This window comes from Streptomyces fagopyri (assembly GCF_009498275.1).
Lineage (GTDB): Bacteria > Actinomycetota > Actinomycetes > Streptomycetales > Streptomycetaceae > Streptomyces > Streptomyces fagopyri.
Genome location: NZ_CP045643.1, coordinates 4,224,652 through 4,243,879 on the forward strand (window position 1 = coordinate 4,224,652; position 19,228 = coordinate 4,243,879).

The 19,228-nt window shown below is 66.9% G+C and carries 14 protein-coding genes and 3 rRNA genes; 2 read left to right on the forward strand and 15 right to left on the reverse strand.

Translation table 11 applies throughout. From position 1 onward, the window contains the following. Positions 1-6: 6 nt before the first annotated feature. The 11 genes from GFH48_RS18080 to GFH48_RS18130 all read right to left on the reverse strand — a co-directional run bounded on the left by GFH48_RS18080 (position 7) and on the right by GFH48_RS18130 (position 12,087). Positions 7-1,068 (reverse strand): NAD-dependent epimerase/dehydratase family protein, encoded by a 1,062-nt coding sequence (locus GFH48_RS18080; protein ID WP_153289254.1) that lies wholly within the window; start codon positions 1,066-1,068, stop codon positions 7-9. Between the two features lie 341 nt (positions 1,069-1,409). Then, on the reverse strand, positions 1,410-1,508 hold the full coding sequence (locus tag GFH48_RS18085; RefSeq protein ID WP_003948845.1) for a 30S ribosomal protein bS22: 99 nt from the start codon (positions 1,506-1,508) through the stop codon (positions 1,410-1,412). Positions 1,509-1,673: 165 nt separating this feature from the next. After that, positions 1,674-1,886, reverse strand: coding sequence for a helix-turn-helix domain-containing protein (locus GFH48_RS18090; protein WP_004984898.1), 213 nt, complete (start codon positions 1,884-1,886; stop codon positions 1,674-1,676). Between the two features lie 129 nt (positions 1,887-2,015). Next, positions 2,016-2,831 carry a phosphatase gene (locus GFH48_RS18095; protein WP_153289256.1) on the reverse strand — a complete coding sequence of 272 codons (816 nt, stop codon included), beginning with the start codon at positions 2,829-2,831 and terminating at the stop codon, positions 2,016-2,018. Between the two features lie 107 nt (positions 2,832-2,938). After that, positions 2,939-4,111: an acetoin utilization protein AcuC gene (locus GFH48_RS18100; protein ID WP_153289257.1), complete on the reverse strand. Its 1,173-nt coding sequence runs from the start codon at positions 4,109-4,111 to the stop codon at positions 2,939-2,941. Next, on the reverse strand, positions 4,062-5,270 hold the full coding sequence (locus GFH48_RS18105; RefSeq protein WP_153289258.1) for an MFS transporter: 1,209 nt from the start codon (positions 5,268-5,270) through the stop codon (positions 4,062-4,064). Before GFH48_RS18105 ends, GFH48_RS18100 begins: the two co-directional genes overlap by 50 nt. Positions 5,271-5,350: 80 nt before the next feature. Next, positions 5,351-6,058, reverse strand: coding sequence for a VC0807 family protein (locus tag GFH48_RS18110; RefSeq protein WP_228120671.1), 708 nt, complete (start codon positions 6,056-6,058; stop codon positions 5,351-5,353). Between the two features lie 135 nt (positions 6,059-6,193). After that, complete coding sequence (locus GFH48_RS18115; protein WP_153289259.1) at positions 6,194-6,838, reverse strand: HAD family hydrolase; 645 nt, start codon at positions 6,836-6,838, stop codon at positions 6,194-6,196. Positions 6,839-6,921: 83 nt separating this feature from the next. Then, a 5S ribosomal RNA gene (gene rrf / locus GFH48_RS18120) occupies positions 6,922-7,038 on the reverse strand. Positions 7,039-7,124: 86 nt separating this feature from the next. Beyond that, positions 7,125-10,246 (reverse strand): 23S ribosomal RNA (locus tag GFH48_RS18125). A 315-nt stretch (positions 10,247-10,561) separates the two neighbouring features. Next, positions 10,562-12,087, reverse strand: a 16S ribosomal RNA gene (locus tag GFH48_RS18130). Together the 16S, 23S and 5S rRNA genes form the textbook arrangement of a ribosomal RNA operon. Before the next feature lie 836 nt (positions 12,088-12,923). On the opposite strand from GFH48_RS18130, the gene trpS reads away from it, so the two are divergent. Continuing rightward, entirely contained in the window at positions 12,924-13,922 is a 999-nt protein-coding gene (gene trpS, locus GFH48_RS18135; RefSeq protein WP_153289260.1) for a tryptophan--tRNA ligase, read from the forward strand. A gap of 73 nt (positions 13,923-13,995) precedes the next feature. Here trpS and proC read toward each other — a convergent pair whose 3' ends face one another. The 3 genes from proC to GFH48_RS18150 all read right to left on the reverse strand — a co-directional run bounded on the left by proC (position 13,996) and on the right by GFH48_RS18150 (position 16,532). Beyond that, positions 13,996-14,805 (reverse strand): pyrroline-5-carboxylate reductase, encoded by an 810-nt coding sequence (gene proC, locus GFH48_RS18140; protein WP_153289261.1) that lies wholly within the window; start codon positions 14,803-14,805, stop codon positions 13,996-13,998. 99 nt (positions 14,806-14,904) lie between these two features. Continuing rightward, positions 14,905-15,699, reverse strand: coding sequence for an ABC transporter permease (locus GFH48_RS18145; RefSeq protein ID WP_153289262.1), 795 nt, complete (start codon positions 15,697-15,699; stop codon positions 14,905-14,907). Then, positions 15,696-16,532, reverse strand: a complete 837-nt coding sequence (locus GFH48_RS18150) for an ABC transporter ATP-binding protein (RefSeq protein ID WP_153289263.1) — start codon at positions 16,530-16,532, stop codon at positions 15,696-15,698. The genes GFH48_RS18145 and GFH48_RS18150 overlap by 4 nt, the downstream gene beginning before the upstream one ends. A gap of 200 nt (positions 16,533-16,732) precedes the next feature. Here GFH48_RS18150 and GFH48_RS18155 point away from each other — a divergent pair, with 200 nt between their 5' ends. Then, positions 16,733-18,253: a SulP family inorganic anion transporter gene (locus GFH48_RS18155; protein WP_153292978.1), complete on the forward strand. Its 1,521-nt coding sequence runs from the start codon at positions 16,733-16,735 to the stop codon at positions 18,251-18,253. Here GFH48_RS18155 and GFH48_RS18160 read toward each other — a convergent pair. After that, the gene (locus tag GFH48_RS18160; protein WP_228121352.1) at positions 18,217-18,990 is read right to left on the reverse strand and encodes a class I SAM-dependent methyltransferase; all 774 of its coding nucleotides are present in this window, start codon (positions 18,988-18,990) and stop codon (positions 18,217-18,219) included. The two genes, GFH48_RS18155 and GFH48_RS18160, sit on opposite strands and share 37 nt — an antisense overlap. Positions 18,991-19,228: the final 238 nt, after the last annotated feature.

Below are 19,228 nucleotides of genomic sequence, written 5' to 3' on the forward strand. Positions count from 1 at the left end.
CGCTCCTCAGTTGGCGCTCAGTGTCGGGGGCTGGTCGCCTCCCAGGAAGGACAGCGCGGCGATCCGGTCGACGGCCCCCGCGAGGGCCTCGGGGGGCAGGAGTCCGGGTCCCCGGCTGCGTGCGAAGTCCGCGAAGGTCTCGGCGGTCGAGTACTTCGGTTTGTATCCCAGCGTCTCGCGCATCTGATTCGTCGACACGACCCTGCCGTGCGTCAGCAGCCGCAACTGCTCCGGGGAGAAGTCCGTCACACCCAGGGTACGCACCGCCGTGCCCGCCCAGGTGAGCGCCGGCAGCAGCAGCGGCACCGTGGGGCGGCCCAGCCGCCGCGCGCACTGGGAGAGCAACAGGACGCCGTCCCCGGCGATGTTGAACGTGCCGCTGTTGAGGGTGCCCCGCTCCGGTTCGTGCGAGGCGATCCGCAGCACCTCGATGACATCGTCCTCGTGCACGAACTGCAGGCGCGGGTCGTAACCGAACACGGTCGGCAGCACCGGCAGCGCGAAGTACGAGGCGAGCGGTGAATCCGCGCTCGGGCCCAGGATGTTCGCGAACCGCAGCACGCACACGGCGACGTCGGGCCGGCGGCGCGCGAAGCCGCGTACGTACCCCTCGACCTCCACCGTGTCCTTCGCGAAGCCGCCGCTGGGCAGCGACTTGGGCGGGGTCGTCTCGGTGAACACGGCCGGATCGCGCGGCGCGGACCCGTAGACGTTCGTGCTGGACTTCACGACGAGCCGCTTGACCGTCGGGGACTTCTGACAGGCGCCCAGGAGCTGCATGGTGCCGATGACGTTGGTCTCCTTGACCGTGGTCCGGCTGCCGCCGCTCAGCGCGGTGCCCGTCACGTCCATGTGCACGACCGTGTCGACGGAATGCTCGGCGAGCACCCGGGCGATCGTGGGCTGGCGGATGTCGGCCCTGATGAAGTCGGCACCGCCCAGATGATGCTCGGGCGACACCGCGTCCACGGCGATCACGCGGTCCACCTGCGGGTCACGCTGGATCCGTCGTACGTACCGGCCCCCCAACTGGCGGGCCACTCCGGTCACGAGCACGACCTTCCCCAAGATCAGCGCCTCTCTTCCCGTGCTGGACGTATCTGGACGTAGCTCTGCTCGTACCCTGCCGTGTTCCCCGTGTGCCGCCAACCTAGCGGGTCGATGTTGCGCCGGGATGACCACCCGGCGCACGAAGTGACGGTGGGGCAGGACCTGCGACCGGGCCGGATCGCGGGGCCGGCAGGCGTACGCACAGCATCCTCCCTGAGACCGCCCGGGGCGCAGATGCGGGGCCGCCCGCGGCTGGAAAACGCTGCGGCCCCCCACCGGTGGGCGGGGGGCCGCAGAGCGCGCTGTCGACAGCTGTCGCGCAAGCGTAAGGACGAGCCCCGCTCAGGCGGGGCACGACCCTACTTCTTGTTGCGACGCTGAACGCGAGTGCGCTTGAGCAGCTTGCGGTGCTTCTTCTTCGCCATCCGCTTGCGCCGCTTCTTGATAACAGAGCCCACGACTACCCTCGCTCACTTCTCTTTACTCGGTGCTGGGCTGCATGGGCCCACACGACCTATGAGGGGCCAGCCTACCCGTCCGAGCGCCGAGGTCGTAATCGAGGTGATCCGAGTGCATTCCCGGGGTGGCCACGAGAGCCTCCCGAGAACTTCACCGGGACGCCGTCAGGCCGTCTCCACCCCCACATAGCTCTCGCGGAGGTACTCGTGAACCGCTTGCTCCGGCACCCGGAAGGACCTCCCCACCCGGATCGCCGGCAGATGACCGCTGTGCACCAAGCGGTACACGGTCATCTTCGACACTCGCATGACCGAGGCGACTTCCGCCACGGTAAGGAACTGAACCTCGTTCAGAGGCCTCTCGCCCGCTGCAGCCATGACACACCCGAACCTTCCGCACTCGACGGCCACCGGCTTCCCCTTCCGGTGACTCTTCGTCGTTGCGTGCTCACTCCCCAATGTAGGGGCGGGTGATGCGAGTGGGGAAGAGGGGATGCCATCGGCCGCCTACTGTGACAGACACGCTCGATTGAGTACATAGCGAGTAAGCGGTCGGTAGTAATCAGACCGCACAGCGTCATCAACCGGAACGACGACGGACACCCGCCCCTCCGCCTCCCCGACGAAGAGCGCGGGATCGTCCGTATCGGCCAGCCCCATGGCCTCGAACCCCAGCTGACCTGCTCCGCAGACCCATCCGTGGTCCCCGATCACCAGCTCCGGGAGGGGCCCTCCGGCCTCCGCCGCGGCCGCCAGAACGGTACGAACCGGGAGCGGTGAATGGGAGTGCGCGCCGGTCGCACCACGGGGGGCACGCACACCGGGTTCGCGCACCAACGCGACGCCCTGTACGTAGTCGAGGTGGTACGTACGTAGACCGAACCGGGTCGTTATGTCGACAGAGCTACCCTGCGCGGGGGTGAGGACGGTACATCCCGCTGACGACAGCGCGTCCGCCAGAGCGGCGTAGAAACCGAGCAGCCGGTGCGGATGACCGGTACCCAGAAGCACCGGTTCGCGGTTGCGGGCCGCTTCCCCGAGCCGCCGCGCGAAGGCTTCGAGCGCGGCCAGGGTCCGCTCCGGGTCGATCACATCATGCCCGCTCGTGTGCGCCGGATCGGCCGAAACCCCGCACTTGTCCGCCATCAACTCGATCAGATCCCGCTGCCGCCAGGTCCACTCCGGATCAAGTCCGAGCAGCACACGAGGATCCCGGGCGGCGAAGAGTCGATAACTCCGCAGACTCTCCTCGCGCGAGGTGGCGACGGGCCCGGCCAGCCGGGCGGCCAGCAGATGCGCGCGCAATGCTCCGGTGCTCAACACGTCAGCGATGCTGGCGCATGCGCCGGACGTTCACCCCGAAAATCCCGAAAACGCCCCACAGTTGGCGTAATGGACATCTCCGCGCGGCGACAGCGGGCCGAGGGACCCTACGCGAGCAGCCCCCGCAGCGGGAACACCGCGCGCCGTGTCGCCACGATCGCCTGGTCGAGGCGCTCCGCCGGGTCGTACCCGGACTCCCAGTCCTTCCAGGACACCGGCCACCGCCCGTCCGTCATCCGCGCCGGCGCCAACTGCCGTGTACGGGCGAAGACTTCCTGCCGCCAGCTCTCCGGAATCACCGTCTCCGGCTCGATCGGCCGCCCCGCGGCGATGGCCACCAGGTGCGTCCACGAACGCGGTACGACCTCCACGACCGCGTACCCGCCGCCGCCCAGCGCGATCCACCGCCCGTCGGCGTACTCGTGGGCCAACTCGTGACAGGCGACCTGCACGGCCCGTTGCGCGTCGAGCGAGACGGCGAGATGCGCGAGCGGATCCTCGAAGTGGGTGTCGGCGCCGTGCTGGGTGACGAGCACCTGCGGCCGGAAATCCGCGACCAGTTCGGGAACGACGGCGTGAAAGGCCCGCAGCCATCCCGCGTCCCCGGTCCCGGCCGGCAGCGCCACGTTCACGGCACTGCCCTCCGCGCCCGGCGCCCCGGTCTCCTCGGGCCAGCCCGTCCCCGGGAACAGGGTCCGCGGATGCTCGTGCAGCGAGATCGTCAGAACCCGCGGATCCTCCCAGAACGCGGCCTGCACCCCGTCCCCGTGATGCACGTCGACATCCACGTAGGCGACCCGTTCGGCACCGAGCTCCAGCAGCCGCGCGACCGCCAGCGCGGCGTCGTTGTAGATGCAGAACCCCGACGCGCCCCCCGGCATCGCGTGATGCAGCCCGCCCGCGAAGTTCACCGCGTGCAGTGCGTCCCCGCGCCACACCGCCTCCGCCGCGCCGACCGACTGCCCCGCGATGAGCGCGGACACCTCGTGCATCCCCGCGAAGGCGGGATCGTCCATGGTCCCGAGCCCGTACGAGGCGTCCGCGGCCGCCGGATCGGCGGAGGCCGCCCTGACCGCCTCCACGTAGTCCTCCCGGTGCACCAGCCGCAGCGTCGACTCCCCGGCCGCCTTCGCCGCGACCACGTCCACGTCCCGGTCGAGCCCGAAGGCGTCGACCAGTCCCCGGGTCAGCGCCAGCCGGACCGGGTCCATCGGATGGTCCGGACCGAAGTCATAGCCCGTTACTGCCTGGTCCCACATCAGCTGTCCGCGCCCGCTCATGCCCATCACCGTATCGGTCCCGTTCGGGCGCGAACGAGCGGGCGTACCCCAGGGTCACCAGGACCAACACCATCGGCACCAGCATGGCGCCCCGGTAGTTCCACGCGTCGCCCAGCGCCCCCACCAACGGCGAACCGACCAGGAACCCCACGTAGTTGAAGATGTTCAGACGCGCGATGGCCGTGTCCGAAGCCCCGGGAAATAGCCGCCCGGCCGCCGCGAAGGTCTGCGGAACCAACACGCACAGCCCGAGCCCCAACAGGGTGAATCCGAGCATCCCGACCCACGCCCCGGGCGCCGCCGCCACCACCGCGAACCCCAGCGCCGCCACCACGGCCCCCAGCCGCACGACCGCCACCGCCCCGAACCGCCGCACCCCGACGTCCCCGACGGCCCGCCCCACCAGCGTCATCACCATGTAGACGTTGTACGGAACGGTCGCCAGCTGCTCCGAACCGCCCAGCACGTCCTGCAGATACTTCGCACTCCAGTTGGAGACCGTCGAGTCCCCGATGTACGCGAACGTCATCACCAGACACAGCGGCAGCAGCAGCTTGAAGACGACGGGCCCGCCCTCCGCCTTCTCCGGCCCGGCCCCGGCCTCCCCGTCGACGTACCAACGGCTTCCCAGGAAGGCGGCCGGCAGCAGCACGAGCACCACCGGCAGGTAGGACGTGAACAACGACAGATGCCAGTGCGCCCCCGCCCACGCGAGCGAGGCCCCCACGATCCCGCCCAGGCTGTACGTGGCGTGGAAACCGAGCATGATGCTGCGCCCGTACGCCCGTTGCAGGCTCACCCCCAGCATGTTCATGGAGGCGTCGAGAGCGCCGACCGCGAGCCCGAAGGCACCGAGGGCCACCGCCATCTCCACGAGCCGGTCCCCCGCCCCGACCCCGAGCAGTGCCAGCAGCACCACCGGCTGGGACCAGCGCAGCAGCCGGCTGGGCCGTATGCGCTTGACGAGGTGCTCGGTCGTCACGCTCCCCACACCGGCGAGGATCGGGACGGCCGCGAGGAAGGCGGGCAGCAGCGCGTCCGAGACCCCGTACCGGTCCTGGATGGCCGGGATGCGCGTCACGAGGAGCGCGAAGGTGGCGCCCTGGGCGAAGAAGCCGAACGCCAGCGAGGCCCTGCCGCGCCGCAGCACATCTGTCATGGCGGCGAGCGTAGGGCCCCGGCCTACCCGTGGGTAGATCCAGCCGAAGATGAATTCCGCTCAACTTCACGGCGGACGCGTCACCGGTCGGTGGTCCCGCGTGCGAGTTCCGCCCTCACCATCGCCTCCATCGGGCCGGCGGCGAGGCCACCGCTGACCACCATGGTCAGGGCCATCGTGCCGATCATGACGACCGTGCCGAGCCACACCATCGTGTCGACGGGCAGCGTGTAGGCACCCACGATCCGCACGACGCACTCCCCGAGCAGTGCCACGCCCCACACGAGGGAGAAGGTCCGCTCGAACTTCCGGAACCGCTCGGACCCGCTGAGCAGCCGTTCCCAGGCCGCCGTCCGCGCACGGTCCCCCTTGGTGACGAACGGCTTCATCGCCGTCGTCATCATCGGCCTGCCCGCCATCACGGACACCAGGACGCCGATCCCGATCACACTGCTGACCCCGCTGTCCTTGGCGAGCATCAGCCGCGGGTCACCGGCGACCAGGCTCAGCAGCAGACCGGCCACGTTGACGAACAGGATCAGCGCGGCCAGCGCGTTGACCTTCCGGTCGCGCACCACACTCCACAGGGTCCGTACGGCGGGCACCACGCTGCTCCATCCGAGCGCCGCCATGGTGCCGGCCCCGAAGCCGTTCTTGAGGAGGTAGTAGGAGCCGACCGGTACCGCCACGTCCACGATCAGCGGCAGGAAGTGCTGCCCGGTGGTGGCCTTCGACCTGTCGCCGGCGGCAGCCGCCGCGCTTCCGGTCTCCGTGGCCGTGACGCTCATGGTCGGGTCCTTCCGTCGTCGCCGTGTACGTACCGCTCTCGATGTACTCAGCTTCGCGGTCCGACCTGTCGGTCCGACAGAAACGATCGTCCGGAGCTCGCCGTGACAAATGTCAGCGCCGTGCGATGGCGCGGGTCATACGAGCAGGTCGGGCAGGTCTTCCAGACCGGAGAAGAGCCGGGTGGCTCCGGTGAGCCGGGCCGCGGGTGTCATGGCGGTGAAGCCGTACACGTCCATGCCGGCCGCGTTCGCCGCCTGTACGCCGAGCGGGCTGTCCTCCACGACGACGCATCGGCGCGGCGGCACGCCCATCCGCTCGGCGGCGTGCAGGAACAGATCGGGTGCCGGCTTGCCGCGCCCGACGTCCTGGGAGCTGAAGACCCGCTCTTCGTCGAACCACCGGTCGAGTCCGGTCGCGCGGTGCCCCACCCGGATCCGCTCGTGGCTCCCGGAGGAGGCCACGCAGTACGGCACCCCGTCCGCGGTCAGCTTCTCCAGCACCTGGACGGCCCCGGCGACCGGCCGCAGCTCGCGCTCGAACGCGGCGAAGACCCGTCCGTGGAAGACGTCGTCGAAGTCGTCGGGCAGCCGCCGGCCGGTGCGCTCGTGGACCAGGTCGTGGACACGGTGCATCGCGGACCCCATGTAGTCCCGGATGGACTCCTCGTACGAGGTCGGGTGTCCGAGTTCGGTGAGATAGGCGGCGAGGATGCCGTTCGAGATCGGCTCACTGTCCACGAGGACGCCGTCGTTGTCGAAGATGACCAGGTCATAACGCATACGGCAACCCTAGAACGAAGAGTCCCGTAAACGCAGAAAACCCCCGTACCGATTTCCCGGTACGGGGGTCTCCTTCAAAATTTGTTCGGCGGCGTCCTACTCTCCCACAGGGTCCCCCCTGCAGTACCATCGGCGCTGTGAGGCTTAGCTTCCGGGTTCGGAATGTAACCGGGCGTTTCCCTCACGCTATGACCACCGAAACACTATGAAACTGTCAACCGGAGCCGTGGCAAAGCTACGACGGTTGTTCGTGGTTTCAGAACCAACACAGTGGACGCGAGCAACTGAGGACAAGCCCTCGGCCTATTAGTACCGGTCACCTCCAGCGGTTACCCGCCTTCCAGATCCGGCCTATCAACCCAGTCGTCTACTGGGAGCCTTAACCCCTCAAAGGGGGTGGGAATACTCATCTCGAAGCAGGCTTCCCGCTTAGATGCTTTCAGCGGTTATCCCTCCCGAACGTAGCCAACCAGCCATGCCCTTGGCAGGACAACTGGCACACCAGAGGTTCGTCCGTCCCGGTCCTCTCGTACTAGGGACAGCCCTTCTCAATATTCCTACGCGCACAGCGGATAGGGACCGAACTGTCTCACGACGTTCTAAACCCAGCTCGCGTACCGCTTTAATGGGCGAACAGCCCAACCCTTGGGACCGACTCCAGCCCCAGGATGCGACGAGCCGACATCGAGGTGCCAAACCATCCCGTCGATATGGACTCTTGGGGAAGATCAGCCTGTTATCCCCGGGGTACCTTTTATCCGTTGAGCGACGGCGCTTCCACAAGCCACCGCCGGATCACTAGTCCCGACTTTCGTCCCTGCTCGACCCGTCGGTCTCACAGTCAAGCTCCCTTGTGCACTTACACTCAACACCTGATTACCAACCAGGCTGAGGGAACCTTTGGGCGCCTCCGTTACTCTTTAGGAGGCAACCGCCCCAGTTAAACTACCCATCAGACACTGTCCCTGATCCGGATCACGGACCCAGGTTAGACATCCAGCACGACCAGAGTGGTATTTCAACGACGACTCCCCCTGAGCTGGCGCTCAGAGTTCAAAGTCTCCCACCTATCCTACACAAGCCGAACCGAACACCAATATCAAACTGTAGTAAAGGTCCCGGGGTCTTTCCGTCCTGCTGCGCGAAACGAGCATCTTTACTCGTAGTGCAATTTCACCGGGCCTATGGTTGAGACAGTCGAGAAGTCGTTACGCCATTCGTGCAGGTCGGAACTTACCCGACAAGGAATTTCGCTACCTTAGGATGGTTATAGTTACCACCGCCGTTTACTGGCGCTTAAGTTCTCAGCTTCGCCAAACCGAAGTTTGACTAACCGGTCCCCTTAACGTTCCAGCACCGGGCAGGCGTCAGTCCGTATACATCGCCTTACGGCTTCGCACGGACCTGTGTTTTTAGTAAACAGTCGCTTCTCGCTGGTCTCTGCGGCCACCCCCAGCTCACCGAGTAAATCGGATCACCAAAGATGGCCCCCCTTCTCCCGAAGTTACGGGGGCATTTTGCCGAGTTCCTTAACCATAGTTCACCCGAACGCCTCGGTATTCTCTACCTGACCACCTGAGTCGGTTTAGGGTACGGGCCGCCATGAAACTCGCTAGAGGCTTTTCTCGACAGCATAGGATCATCCACTTCACCACAATCGGCTCGGCATCAGGTCTCAGCCTTCATGTGTGACGGATTTGCCTATCACACGGCCTACACCCTTACCCCGGGACAACCACCGCCCGGGATGGACTACCTTCCTGCGTCACCCCATCACTCACCTACTGCAGGTCTGGTCCGTCGGCTCCACCACTCCCCTTTGCCCGAAGGCTCCAGGGCGGCTTCACGGACTTAGCATCGCCTGGTTCAATGTTTGACGCTTCACAGCGGGTACCGGAATATCAACCGGTTATCCATCGACTACGCCTGTCGGCCTCGCCTTAGGTCCCGACTTACCCTGGGCAGATCAGCTTGACCCAGGAACCCTTAGTCAATCGGCGCACACGTTTCTCACGTGTGTATCGCTACTCATGCCTGCATTCTCACTCGTGAACCGTCCACCACTGCCTTCCGGCGCGGCTTCACCCGGCACACGACGCTCCCCTACCCATCACAGCAGGCGTTGGCCCTATTGCTGCAATGACACGACTTCGGCGGTACGCTTGAGCCCCGCTACATTGTCGGCGCGGAATCACTAGACCAGTGAGCTATTACGCACTCTTTCAAGGGTGGCTGCTTCTAAGCCAACCTCCTGGTTGTCTGTGCGACTCCACATCCTTTCCCACTTAGCGTACGCTTAGGGGCCTTAGTCGATGCTCTGGGCTGTTTCCCTCTCGACCATGGAGCTTATCCCCCACAGTCTCACTGCCGCGCTCTCACTTACCGGCATTCGGAGTTTGGCTAAGGTCAGTAACCCGGTAGGGCCCATCGCCTATCCAGTGCTCTACCTCCGGCAAGAAACACACGACGCTGCACCTAAATGCATTTCGGGGAGAACCAGCTATCACGGAGTTTGATTGGCCTTTCACCCCTAACCACAGGTCATCCCCCAGGTTTTCAACCCTGGTGGGTTCGGTCCTCCACGACCTCTTACAGCCGCTTCAACCTGCCCATGGCTAGATCACTCCGCTTCGGGTCTTGAGCGCGCTACTAAATCGCCCTATTCGGACTCGCTTTCGCTACGGCTTCCCCACACGGGTTAACCTCGCAACACACCGCAAACTCGCAGGCTCATTCTTCAAAAGGCACGCAGTCACGAGGCAAGCACAAGTGCTTGCCCGACGCTCCCACGGCTTGTAGGCACACGGTTTCAGGTACTATTTCACTCCGCTCCCGCGGTACTTTTCACCATTCCCTCACGGTACTATCCGCTATCGGTCACCAGGGAATATTTAGGCTTAGCGGGTGGTCCCGCCAGATTCACACGGGATTTCTCGGGCCCCGTGCTACTTGGGTGTTTCTCAAACGAGCCGTTGATGTTTCGACTACGGGGGTCTTACCCTCTACGCCGGACCTTTCGCATGTCCTTCGCCTACATCAACGGTTTCTGACTCGTCTCACGGCCGGCAGACCGTGAAAGAGAAATCCCACAACCCCACATACGCAACCCCTGCCGGGTCTCACACGCATATGGTTTGGCCTCATCCAGTTTCGCTCGCCACTACTCCCGGAATCACGGTTGTTTTCTCTTCCTGCGGGTACTGAGATGTTTCACTTCCCCGCGTTCCCTCCACTTGCCCTATGTGTTCAGGCAAGGGTGACAGCCCATGACGACTGCCGGGTTTCCCCATTCGGAAACCCCCGGATCAAAGCCTGGTTGACGACTCCCCGGGGACTATCGTGGCCTCCCACGTCCTTCATCGGTTCCTGGTGCCAAGGCATCCACCGTGCGCCCTTAAAAACTTGGCCACAGATGCTCGCGTCCACTGTGCAGTTCTCAAACAACGACCAACCACCCATCACCCCCGGCTAACACCGGAGTTCACTGGGGCCGGCACTGAAGGCAGCCAACAATCGGCCGTACCTTCAGACACCCAACAGCGTGCCCGACACACTCCCCGCTTCCCTCACTCTTTCCACGCCCCGAAGGACAGTACTCGAAGGAGAAGACGATCAAGTGTGCCGAATAATCAACGTTCCACCCATGAGCAACCACCGTCGAACATCTGCCGACGTAATGGCCCTGGACCACCAGGCAAGCCTGGCAGCCTAGATGCTCCTTAGAAAGGAGGTGATCCAGCCGCACCTTCCGGTACGGCTACCTTGTTACGACTTCGTCCCAATCGCCAGTCCCACCTTCGACAGCTCCCTCCCACAAGGGGTTGGGCCACCGGCTTCGGGTGTTACCGACTTTCGTGACGTGACGGGCGGTGTGTACAAGGCCCGGGAACGTATTCACCGCAGCAATGCTGATCTGCGATTACTAGCAACTCCGACTTCATGGGGTCGAGTTGCAGACCCCAATCCGAACTGAGACAGGCTTTTTGAGATTCGCTCCGCCTCACGGCTTCGCAGCTCATTGTACCTGCCATTGTAGCACGTGTGCAGCCCAAGACATAAGGGGCATGATGACTTGACGTCGTCCCCACCTTCCTCCGAGTTGACCCCGGCAGTCTCCTGTGAGTCCCCATCACCCCGAAGGGCATGCTGGCAACACAGAACAAGGGTTGCGCTCGTTGCGGGACTTAACCCAACATCTCACGACACGAGCTGACGACAGCCATGCACCACCTGTACACCGACCACAAGGGGGGCACTATCTCTAATGCTTTCCGGTGTATGTCAAGCCTTGGTAAGGTTCTTCGCGTTGCGTCGAATTAAGCCACATGCTCCGCTGCTTGTGCGGGCCCCCGTCAATTCCTTTGAGTTTTAGCCTTGCGGCCGTACTCCCCAGGCGGGGAACTTAATGCGTTAGCTGCGGCACCGACGACGTGGAATGTCGCCAACACCTAGTTCCCACCGTTTACGGCGTGGACTACCAGGGTATCTAATCCTGTTCGCTCCCCACGCTTTCGCTCCTCAGCGTCAGTAATGGCCCAGAGATCCGCCTTCGCCACCGGTGTTCCTCCTGATATCTGCGCATTTCACCGCTACACCAGGAATTCCGATCTCCCCTACCACACTCTAGCCTGCCCGTATCGACTGCAGACCCGGGGTTAAGCCCCGGGCTTTCACAACCGACGTGACAAGCCGCCTACGAGCTCTTTACGCCCAATAATTCCGGACAACGCTTGCGCCCTACGTATTACCGCGGCTGCTGGCACGTAGTTAGCCGGCGCTTCTTCTGCAGGTACCGTCACTTTCGCTTCTTCCCTGCTGAAAGAGGTTTACAACCCGAAGGCCGTCATCCCTCACGCGGCGTCGCTGCATCAGGCTTTCGCCCATTGTGCAATATTCCCCACTGCTGCCTCCCGTAGGAGTCTGGGCCGTGTCTCAGTCCCAGTGTGGCCGGTCGCCCTCTCAGGCCGGCTACCCGTCGTCGCCTTGGTGAGCCACTACCTCACCAACAAGCTGATAGGCCGCGGGCTCATCCTTCACCGCCGGAGCTTTCAACCCACCCAGATGCCCAGGAAGGTATTATCCGGTATTAGACCCCGTTTCCAGGGCTTGTCCCAGAGTGAAGGGCAGATTGCCCACGTGTTACTCACCCGTTCGCCACTAATCCACCCCGAAGGGCTTCATCGTTCGACTTGCATGTGTTAAGCACGCCGCCAGCGTTCGTCCTGAGCCAGGATCAAACTCTCCGTGAATGTTTTCCCGTAATCGGGACGACACACACGAGAGCGGAACCAAGGGGAGGAATAATCCCCCGGTTCACAGCGTCCTCGCTGTGCGCCTACCCCAAGGGGCAGGACTTTTTCAAAGGAACCTCGTCCCAGCCGATCGGCCGGAGACGGGGTATCAACATATCTGGCGTTGATTTTTGGCACGCTGTTGAGTTCTCAAGGAACGGACGCTTCCTTTGTACTCACCCTCTCGGGCTTTCCTCCGGGCGCTTCCCTTCGGTCTTGCGTTTCCGACTCTATCAGACCGTTTCCGTATCCGATTTCCTCGGTGCTTTCCAGGTTTTCGCTTTCGCGTTTCCCTTTCCGGCGGTTCCGACTCTATCAGATCCTTTCGGGCCTGATTCCCAGTCAGTGGGGCTTGTCCTCCCGGCCGTTGGGCCGTTCCGACGAGTGAGACTTTAGCGGATTCCTGGCTCCCGAGCTAATCGGGGGCGTCCTTTCGAACGCGGATTCCTCATTCCGCAAACGCGCACATAAACGAGTCGACGACGATTCGCCGTTCGCTGGATGCTTGTTGCGGAATGGCTGTCCGGGGACCGACCGGAGTCGGCGCTCACGTCGGACAACTCGGAGAACACTACGTACGGGGCAGGAGTGTGTCAACTCGGCCCCGGATGCCCCCTGGACGCGTACCCTCGGAGCCATGACCACACATACGTGCACCCAGCAGTGGTGGGCCGCCTGACGGCGGCCGTACTCACGTATGTACACAACGGCCGCCGCCCCGGCGGCCGTTTCTGCATCTCCCTCCTGGGGGGGCCGGCCGGAGGGTGCGGCGGCCTCGACCAGAAGGTGGAGAGATGAAGCGGATCTTCAGCGGGGTCAAGCCGACCGGGCATCTGACGCTGGGGAACTACCTGGGGGCCGTGCGCCGCTGGGCCGACGTCGATCAGCACCGGGCCGACGCCCTGTTCTGCATCGTCGATCTGCACGCGCTGACCGTGGACCACGATCCGGGGCGGGTGCGCAGGCTCAGCAGGCAGGCGGCGACCTTGTTGCTGGCCTCCGGGCTCGACCCGCGGCTGTGCACCGTCTTCGTGCAGAGTCACGTCGACGAGCACGCCCGGCTGTCGTACCTGCTGGAGTGTGTCGCCACCGACGGGGAGATGCGGCGGATGATCCAGTACAAGGAGAAGGCCGCGCGGGAACGGGAGCGGGGTGGGAGCGTACGGCTGTCGTTGCTGACCTATCCCGTGCTGATGGCGGCGGACATCCTGGCGTACGGGACGGACGAGGTGCCGGTCGGGGACGACCAGACACAGCATGTGGAGCTGACCCGGGATCTCGCGGTGCGGTTCAACCAGCGGTACGGGCACACGTTCGCGGTGCCCCGGGCCACACACCCCGAGGTCGCCGCGCGGGTCATGAATCTCCAGGACCCGACGTCGAAGATGGGGAAGAGCGACGACGCGGGGCCGGGCGTCGTCTATCTGCTCGACGAGCCGGACGTCATGCGGAAGAAGATCATGCGGGCGGTGACGGACAGCGGGCAGGACGTCGTCCACGACCGGGAGGAACGGCCGGGGGTCTCCAACCTGCTGGAGATCCTCGCCGCCTGCGAGGGCACCGACCCACAGACCCTGAGCGGCTCCTATCAGTCGTACGGCGCCCTGAAGAAGGACACCGCCGAGGCCGTCGTCGAACTGCTGCGGCCCCTGCGGGAACGGCACCGGGAGCTGTGCGCCGACCCCTCCTATGTGGAGGGCGTGCTGCGGGACGGTGCGGCGAGGGCGAGGGAGATGGCCAGACCCCGGGTGGACTCGGCGTACCGCGCGATCGGGCTGCTGGCGGCGGGCTGAGACGAAGGGGGCGGGGTGTGCGTGCCCGGCCCCCTTCGTCGCCGTTCCGGCGGCGGTGTCCGTCGCCGGCGCGCTAGCCGTTGCCGGAGGCCAGTTCGCGGCTGCGGTCGCGGGCGGCCTCCAGCGCGGCGATGAGGGCCGCGCGCACGCCGTGGTTCTCCAGTTCGCGGATCGCGTTGATCGTGGTGCCCGCGGGGGACGTCACGTTCTCGCGGAGCCGCACGGGGTGCTCACCGCTGTCGCGGAGCATCACGGCGGCGCCGATCGCGGACTGGACGATCAGGTCGTGTGCCTTGTCGCGGGGCAGGCCCAGCAGGATGCCCGCGTCCGTCATGGCCTCGACCAGGTAGAAGAAGTACGCCGGGCCCGACCCGGAGAGGGCGGTGCAGGCGTCCTGCTGGGACTCGGGCACCCGGAGCGTCTTGCCGACGGCGCCGAAGATCTCCTCGGCGTGGGCGAGATGCTCCTCGGTGGCGTGACTGCCCGCGGAGATCACGGACATGGCCTCGTCGACGAGCGCGGGGGTGTTCGTCATGACACGCACCACCGGGGTGCCCGCGGTCAGACGCTCCTCGAGGAACGAGGTGGGGATGCCGGCCGCGCCACTGATGACCAGACGGTCGGCGGGGAGGTGCGGGGCGAGTTCGTCGAGGAGGGTGCCCATGTCCTGCGGCTTGACCGTGAGGATCAGGGTGTCGGCGTTCTTGGCGGCCTCGGCGTTGGTGACGGCCGTGACGCCGTGGCGCTCCCGGAGTTCCCTGGCGCGCTCGGGGCGGCGGGCCGTCACGAGGAGGTCGGCGGTGTCCCAGCCGGATCGGATCACTCCGCTCAGCAGGGCTTCGCCGATCTTTCCGGTGCCGAGGACTGCGACTTTCTGGCTCATGGTGCGGGTGCCCTCCAGGGGTGCGTCGTCCTGGGGTCATCCTCGCACCCGGGCCGTCCGGCGGGGTGGTCCGTCCGTTGGGCGGACGGCCACCGCGCACTACCGCGTACGGCGCCTGAGGGTGGCGGCGCCGAGGAACAGGACCAGGAGGGCGCAGCCCGCGACGATCAGGGCGTCGCGGACGAACGTGGCCGTCATGTCGGTGTGCTTGAGGACCTCGTTCATCCCGTCGACGGCGTAGGACATGGGCAGGACGTCGGAGACGGCTTCCAGGGCGGGGTGCATGCTCGAACGCGGGGTGAAGAGGCCGCACAGGAGGAGCTGGGGGAAGAGCACCGCCGGCATGAACTGGACCGCCTGGAACTCGGAGGCCGCGAAGGCCGAGACGAAGAGGCCGAGGGCCGTCCCGAGGAGCGCGTCGAGCAGCGCGACGAGCAGGAGGAGCCACGGGGAGCCCGTGACGTCGAGACCCAGGAACCAGACCGCGAGGCCGGTGGCGAGAGCCGACTGGACGACGGCCAGGCCGCCGAACGCGAGGGCGTAGCCGGCGATCAGGTCACCCTTGCCGAGCGGCATGGCGAGGAGGCGCTCCAGCGTGCCGGAGGTGCGTTCGCGCAGGGTGGCGATGGAGGTGACCAGGAACATCGTGATCAGCGGGAAGATACCGAGGAGCGAGGCACCGATGGAGTCGAAGGTGCGCGGGCTGCCGTCGAAGACGTAGCGGAGCAGGACGAGCATCAGACACGGGACGAGGATCATCAGCGCGATGGTGCGCGGGTCGTGGCGGAGCTGACGCAGCACGCGCGTCGCGGTGGCCGTCGTACGGGAGTGGTTGATGGCGTAGGCCCTCGTGTTCGTGCTGATACCGGTGCTGGTGTGGGTGCCGGTGGTCATCGGACGGTCTCCTTGCGGGGCCTGTCGGCGGTCGCGTTCGCCTCGTCGACCAGGTGGAGGAAGGCGGCCTCGACGGTCTCGGAGCCGGTGCGCTCGCGCAGGGCGTCGGGGGTGTCGTCGGCGAGGATCTCGCCCTCGCGCATCAGCAGGAGGCGGTGGCAGCGCTCGGCCTCGTCCATGACGTGGGAGGAGACGAGGAGGGTGGCGCCCCGGTCGGCGGCGATGGCGTGGAAGAGGGCCCACAGGTCGCGGCGCAGGACCGGGTCGAGGCCGACGGTGGGTTCGTCGAGGACCAGGAGCTCCGGGGTGCCGAGGAGGGCGACCGCGAGCGAGACGCGGTTGCGCTGGCCGCCGGAGAGGTTGCCCGCGAGGGAGTCGGCGTGCGAGGTGAGGTCGACGTCGGCGATGGCCCGGGTGACGTGGTGGCGGCGGCGGTCGGCGGCCGCGCGTCCGGGGTCGAGGACCGCGGCGAAGTAGTCCAGGTTCTGGCGGACGGTCAGGTCGTCGTAGACGGAGGGGGCCTGGGTGACGTATCCGATGCGGGAGCGCAGGGCGGCGTCGCCCGCGGGACGGCCGAGGACCTCGAGGGTGCCGGCCACCTTCGCCTGGGTGCCGACGGTGGACCGCATGAGGGTGGACTTGCCGCAGCCGGAGGGGCCGAGCAGTCCGGTGATCTGGCCGCGCGGTACGGCGAAGTCGAGGCCGCGCAGGACGGTACGGGGGCCTCGTACGACGGTGAGGCCCTCGGCGCGCACGGCGGGGCGGAGGGGTGCGGAAGAAGGGGAGGGATCCGGGGGATCGGCCGGGGACGGCGTGTGCCTCGAAATATTCATCACGTGATGAATATTGCTCCGGCGGGCCGCGGCCGTCAAGCCCGGTCGCGTTCGGCGGCGCAGGCGCGCGACGGCGCGACCGGATGGGGAGGCTCCGGCGCGTGGTACGGGTGGTGCGCTTCCACCTTCACGTGGTGGTCACACGGATCGACTGCGCGATCAACTCTCGTTACCGACAATGGATTTCAGTGCGTGGTCATATGCCCACCGGCCGCTGGACCGCGCCCGTACGTCCGCCGCGCCCTCCCCCGGCTCGGCAGCCCACGCGTCTGCCGCTCTCGACCGGAGGTGCTGTTGTGATCCGCAAAGCCGATCTGTCCGCGTCCCTCGTCGTCTTTCTCGTCGCGCTCCCCCTGTGTGTGGGGGTCGCCATAGCCTCCGGTGTGCCGGCCGAACTGGGACTGGTGACCGGGATCGTCGGCGGGCTGGTCGCCGGGGCGCTGCCCGGCAGCAGTCTGCAGGTCAGCGGGCCGGCGGCCGGGCTGACCGTGCTGGTGTACGAGGCGGTGCGGACGTACGGGCTGCCGGCGCTCGGGGTGCTGGTGCTCGGGGCCGGTCTGGTGCAGCTCGCGCTCGGGGCGCTGCGGCTCGGGCGGTGGTTCCGGGCCGTGTCCGTGGCCGTGGTGCAGGGCATGCTCGCCGGGATCGGGCTCGTGCTGATCGCGGGTCAGGTGTACGCGATGGGCGATGCCCCGGCTCCCGCGAGCGGGCCCGGCAAGATCACCGGACTGGTCTCGCTGCCCGGTGCCGCCGACCCGGTGGCCCTCGCGGTCGGGGGCGCCACCGTGGCCGTACTCCTGCTGTGGCCGCGATGGCGGCGCGGGGCGCGGGTGGTGCCCGCGCCGCTGTTGGCGGTGGCGCTCGCGTCGGCGGCGACCGGCCTGCTCGATCTGTCCGTACGGCGGGTGACGGTGCGCGGTCTGCTGGACTCCGTGCAGCCGCCGTCCCTGGCGGAGCTCGGGCGGCTCACGGAAGTGGGCGTGTTCGGGACGGTGCTGGCGTTCGCGCTGATCGCGTCGGCCGAGTCGCTGTTCAGCGCGGCGGCGGTGGACCGGCTGCACAGGGGACCGCGGACCGACTACGACCGCGAACTCATCGCGCAGGGCGCGGGCAACGCCGTGTGCGGGGTCCTCGGGGCGCTGCCGATGACCGCGGTGATCGTACGGAGCGCGGCGAACGTGCAGGCGGGGGCGCGGACGAAGGCGTCGCGGGTGCTGCACGGGGTGTGGCTGCTGGTCTTCACGGCGGTGGTGCCCGGGGTCCTCGGGATCGTGCCGGTGGCGGCGCTGGCGGGACTGCTCGTGCACGCGGGCTGCAAGCTGGTGCCGGTGCGCGAGGTGCGGGTGCTGTGGCGCGGGCACCGGGGCGAGGTCGTGGTGCTGGGCGTCACGGCGGTGGCCATCGTGGCCGGCAACCTGTTCGAGGGGGTGCTGGTCGGGCTGGCGCTCGCCGTGGCCAAGACCGCGTGGGACATCAGTCATGTGCACGTGGAGACCGAGGACCGGGGGGACGCGGGAATGGTCGTACGGGTGGTGGGGAACGCGACGTTCCTGCGGCTGCCGAAGCTGCTGGACGCCCTGGAGGCGCTGCCGCACGACCGTGACGTACGGCTGGAGCTCGGCGGGCTGCGGCATGTGGATCACGCGTGTGCGGCGGCCCTGGAGCGGTGGGCCGCCGCGCGGGATCACGAACGGGTCGCCACGATCACCAGCACGTCGTAGACCTCCTCGACCCACCCGTCCGGGAACACCTCCAGGAGGTGGGCCCGCTCCTCGGCGAGGAAGGCCTCGGTGCCCTTCTCGCCGAGGACCAGGAAGATCGAGTGGCTGGTGATGTTGGCGAGGTGGGTGTCGACGGGGATCCGGCGGCTCCAGCGGACGACTCGGTGGGCGTGGTCAGGGATGTCGGGAGCGCCTTCGAAGGCGAGTTCGGTACGGGTGCCCGCCACGCCCTCCTTGCCGCCGGTGCCTCGCTTGCTGGCCTGCTCGTCGCCGAAGTACCGCTCGATACGGCGGGTCTGGTCGGCGATCCAGGGGACGTCGGGGGCGTCCGTGTTCCACCAGAGCGCGAGGGCGCCGCCGGGACGCAGGACGCGGAGTGCCTCCGGCAGGGAGCGGGCCGGGTCGGTCCAGTGCCAGGACTGGGCGTACGTCAGGAAGTCGGCACTCGCGTCGCGCAGCGGGAGGGCGTTGCCGTCCCCCCGGACGATCGGGACGCCGGGGACGGTACGGCGGAACTGCGCGGTCATGCCCTCGCCGGGCTCCACGGCCAGGACGTCCGCGCCCCTCGCGCGCAGCAGCGCGGTGGCGATGCCGGTGCCGGCGCCCACGTCGACGACCCGGGTGCCGGCGAGGGGACGGCCGGCGAGCTCTTCGATCGTGTCGAAGAGGGCGGGGGGATAGGAGGGGCGGTTCGCGGCGTACTGGGCCGCGGCGGTGTTGAAGGAGTGGGCGCGGATGGCGCGGGTGCGGTTCCGGGTGTCGGCGCGGCGGTCGGCTTCGACGTCGGCTTCGACTCCGGCTTCGGCTTCAGCTCCGGCTCCGGCTCCGGCGTCCGCTTCGGCTTCGACGTCCGCGTCCGCGTCGGCGTCCGCGGTCGCCTGCGCCTCGGGGCCCGGGGCCCGGGCGGCGGTCGTCTGGGCTTCAGGGGCGGGGGCGGCGCGGGGATCGGTGTCGGCGTCGGCGTCGGCCTGGGGT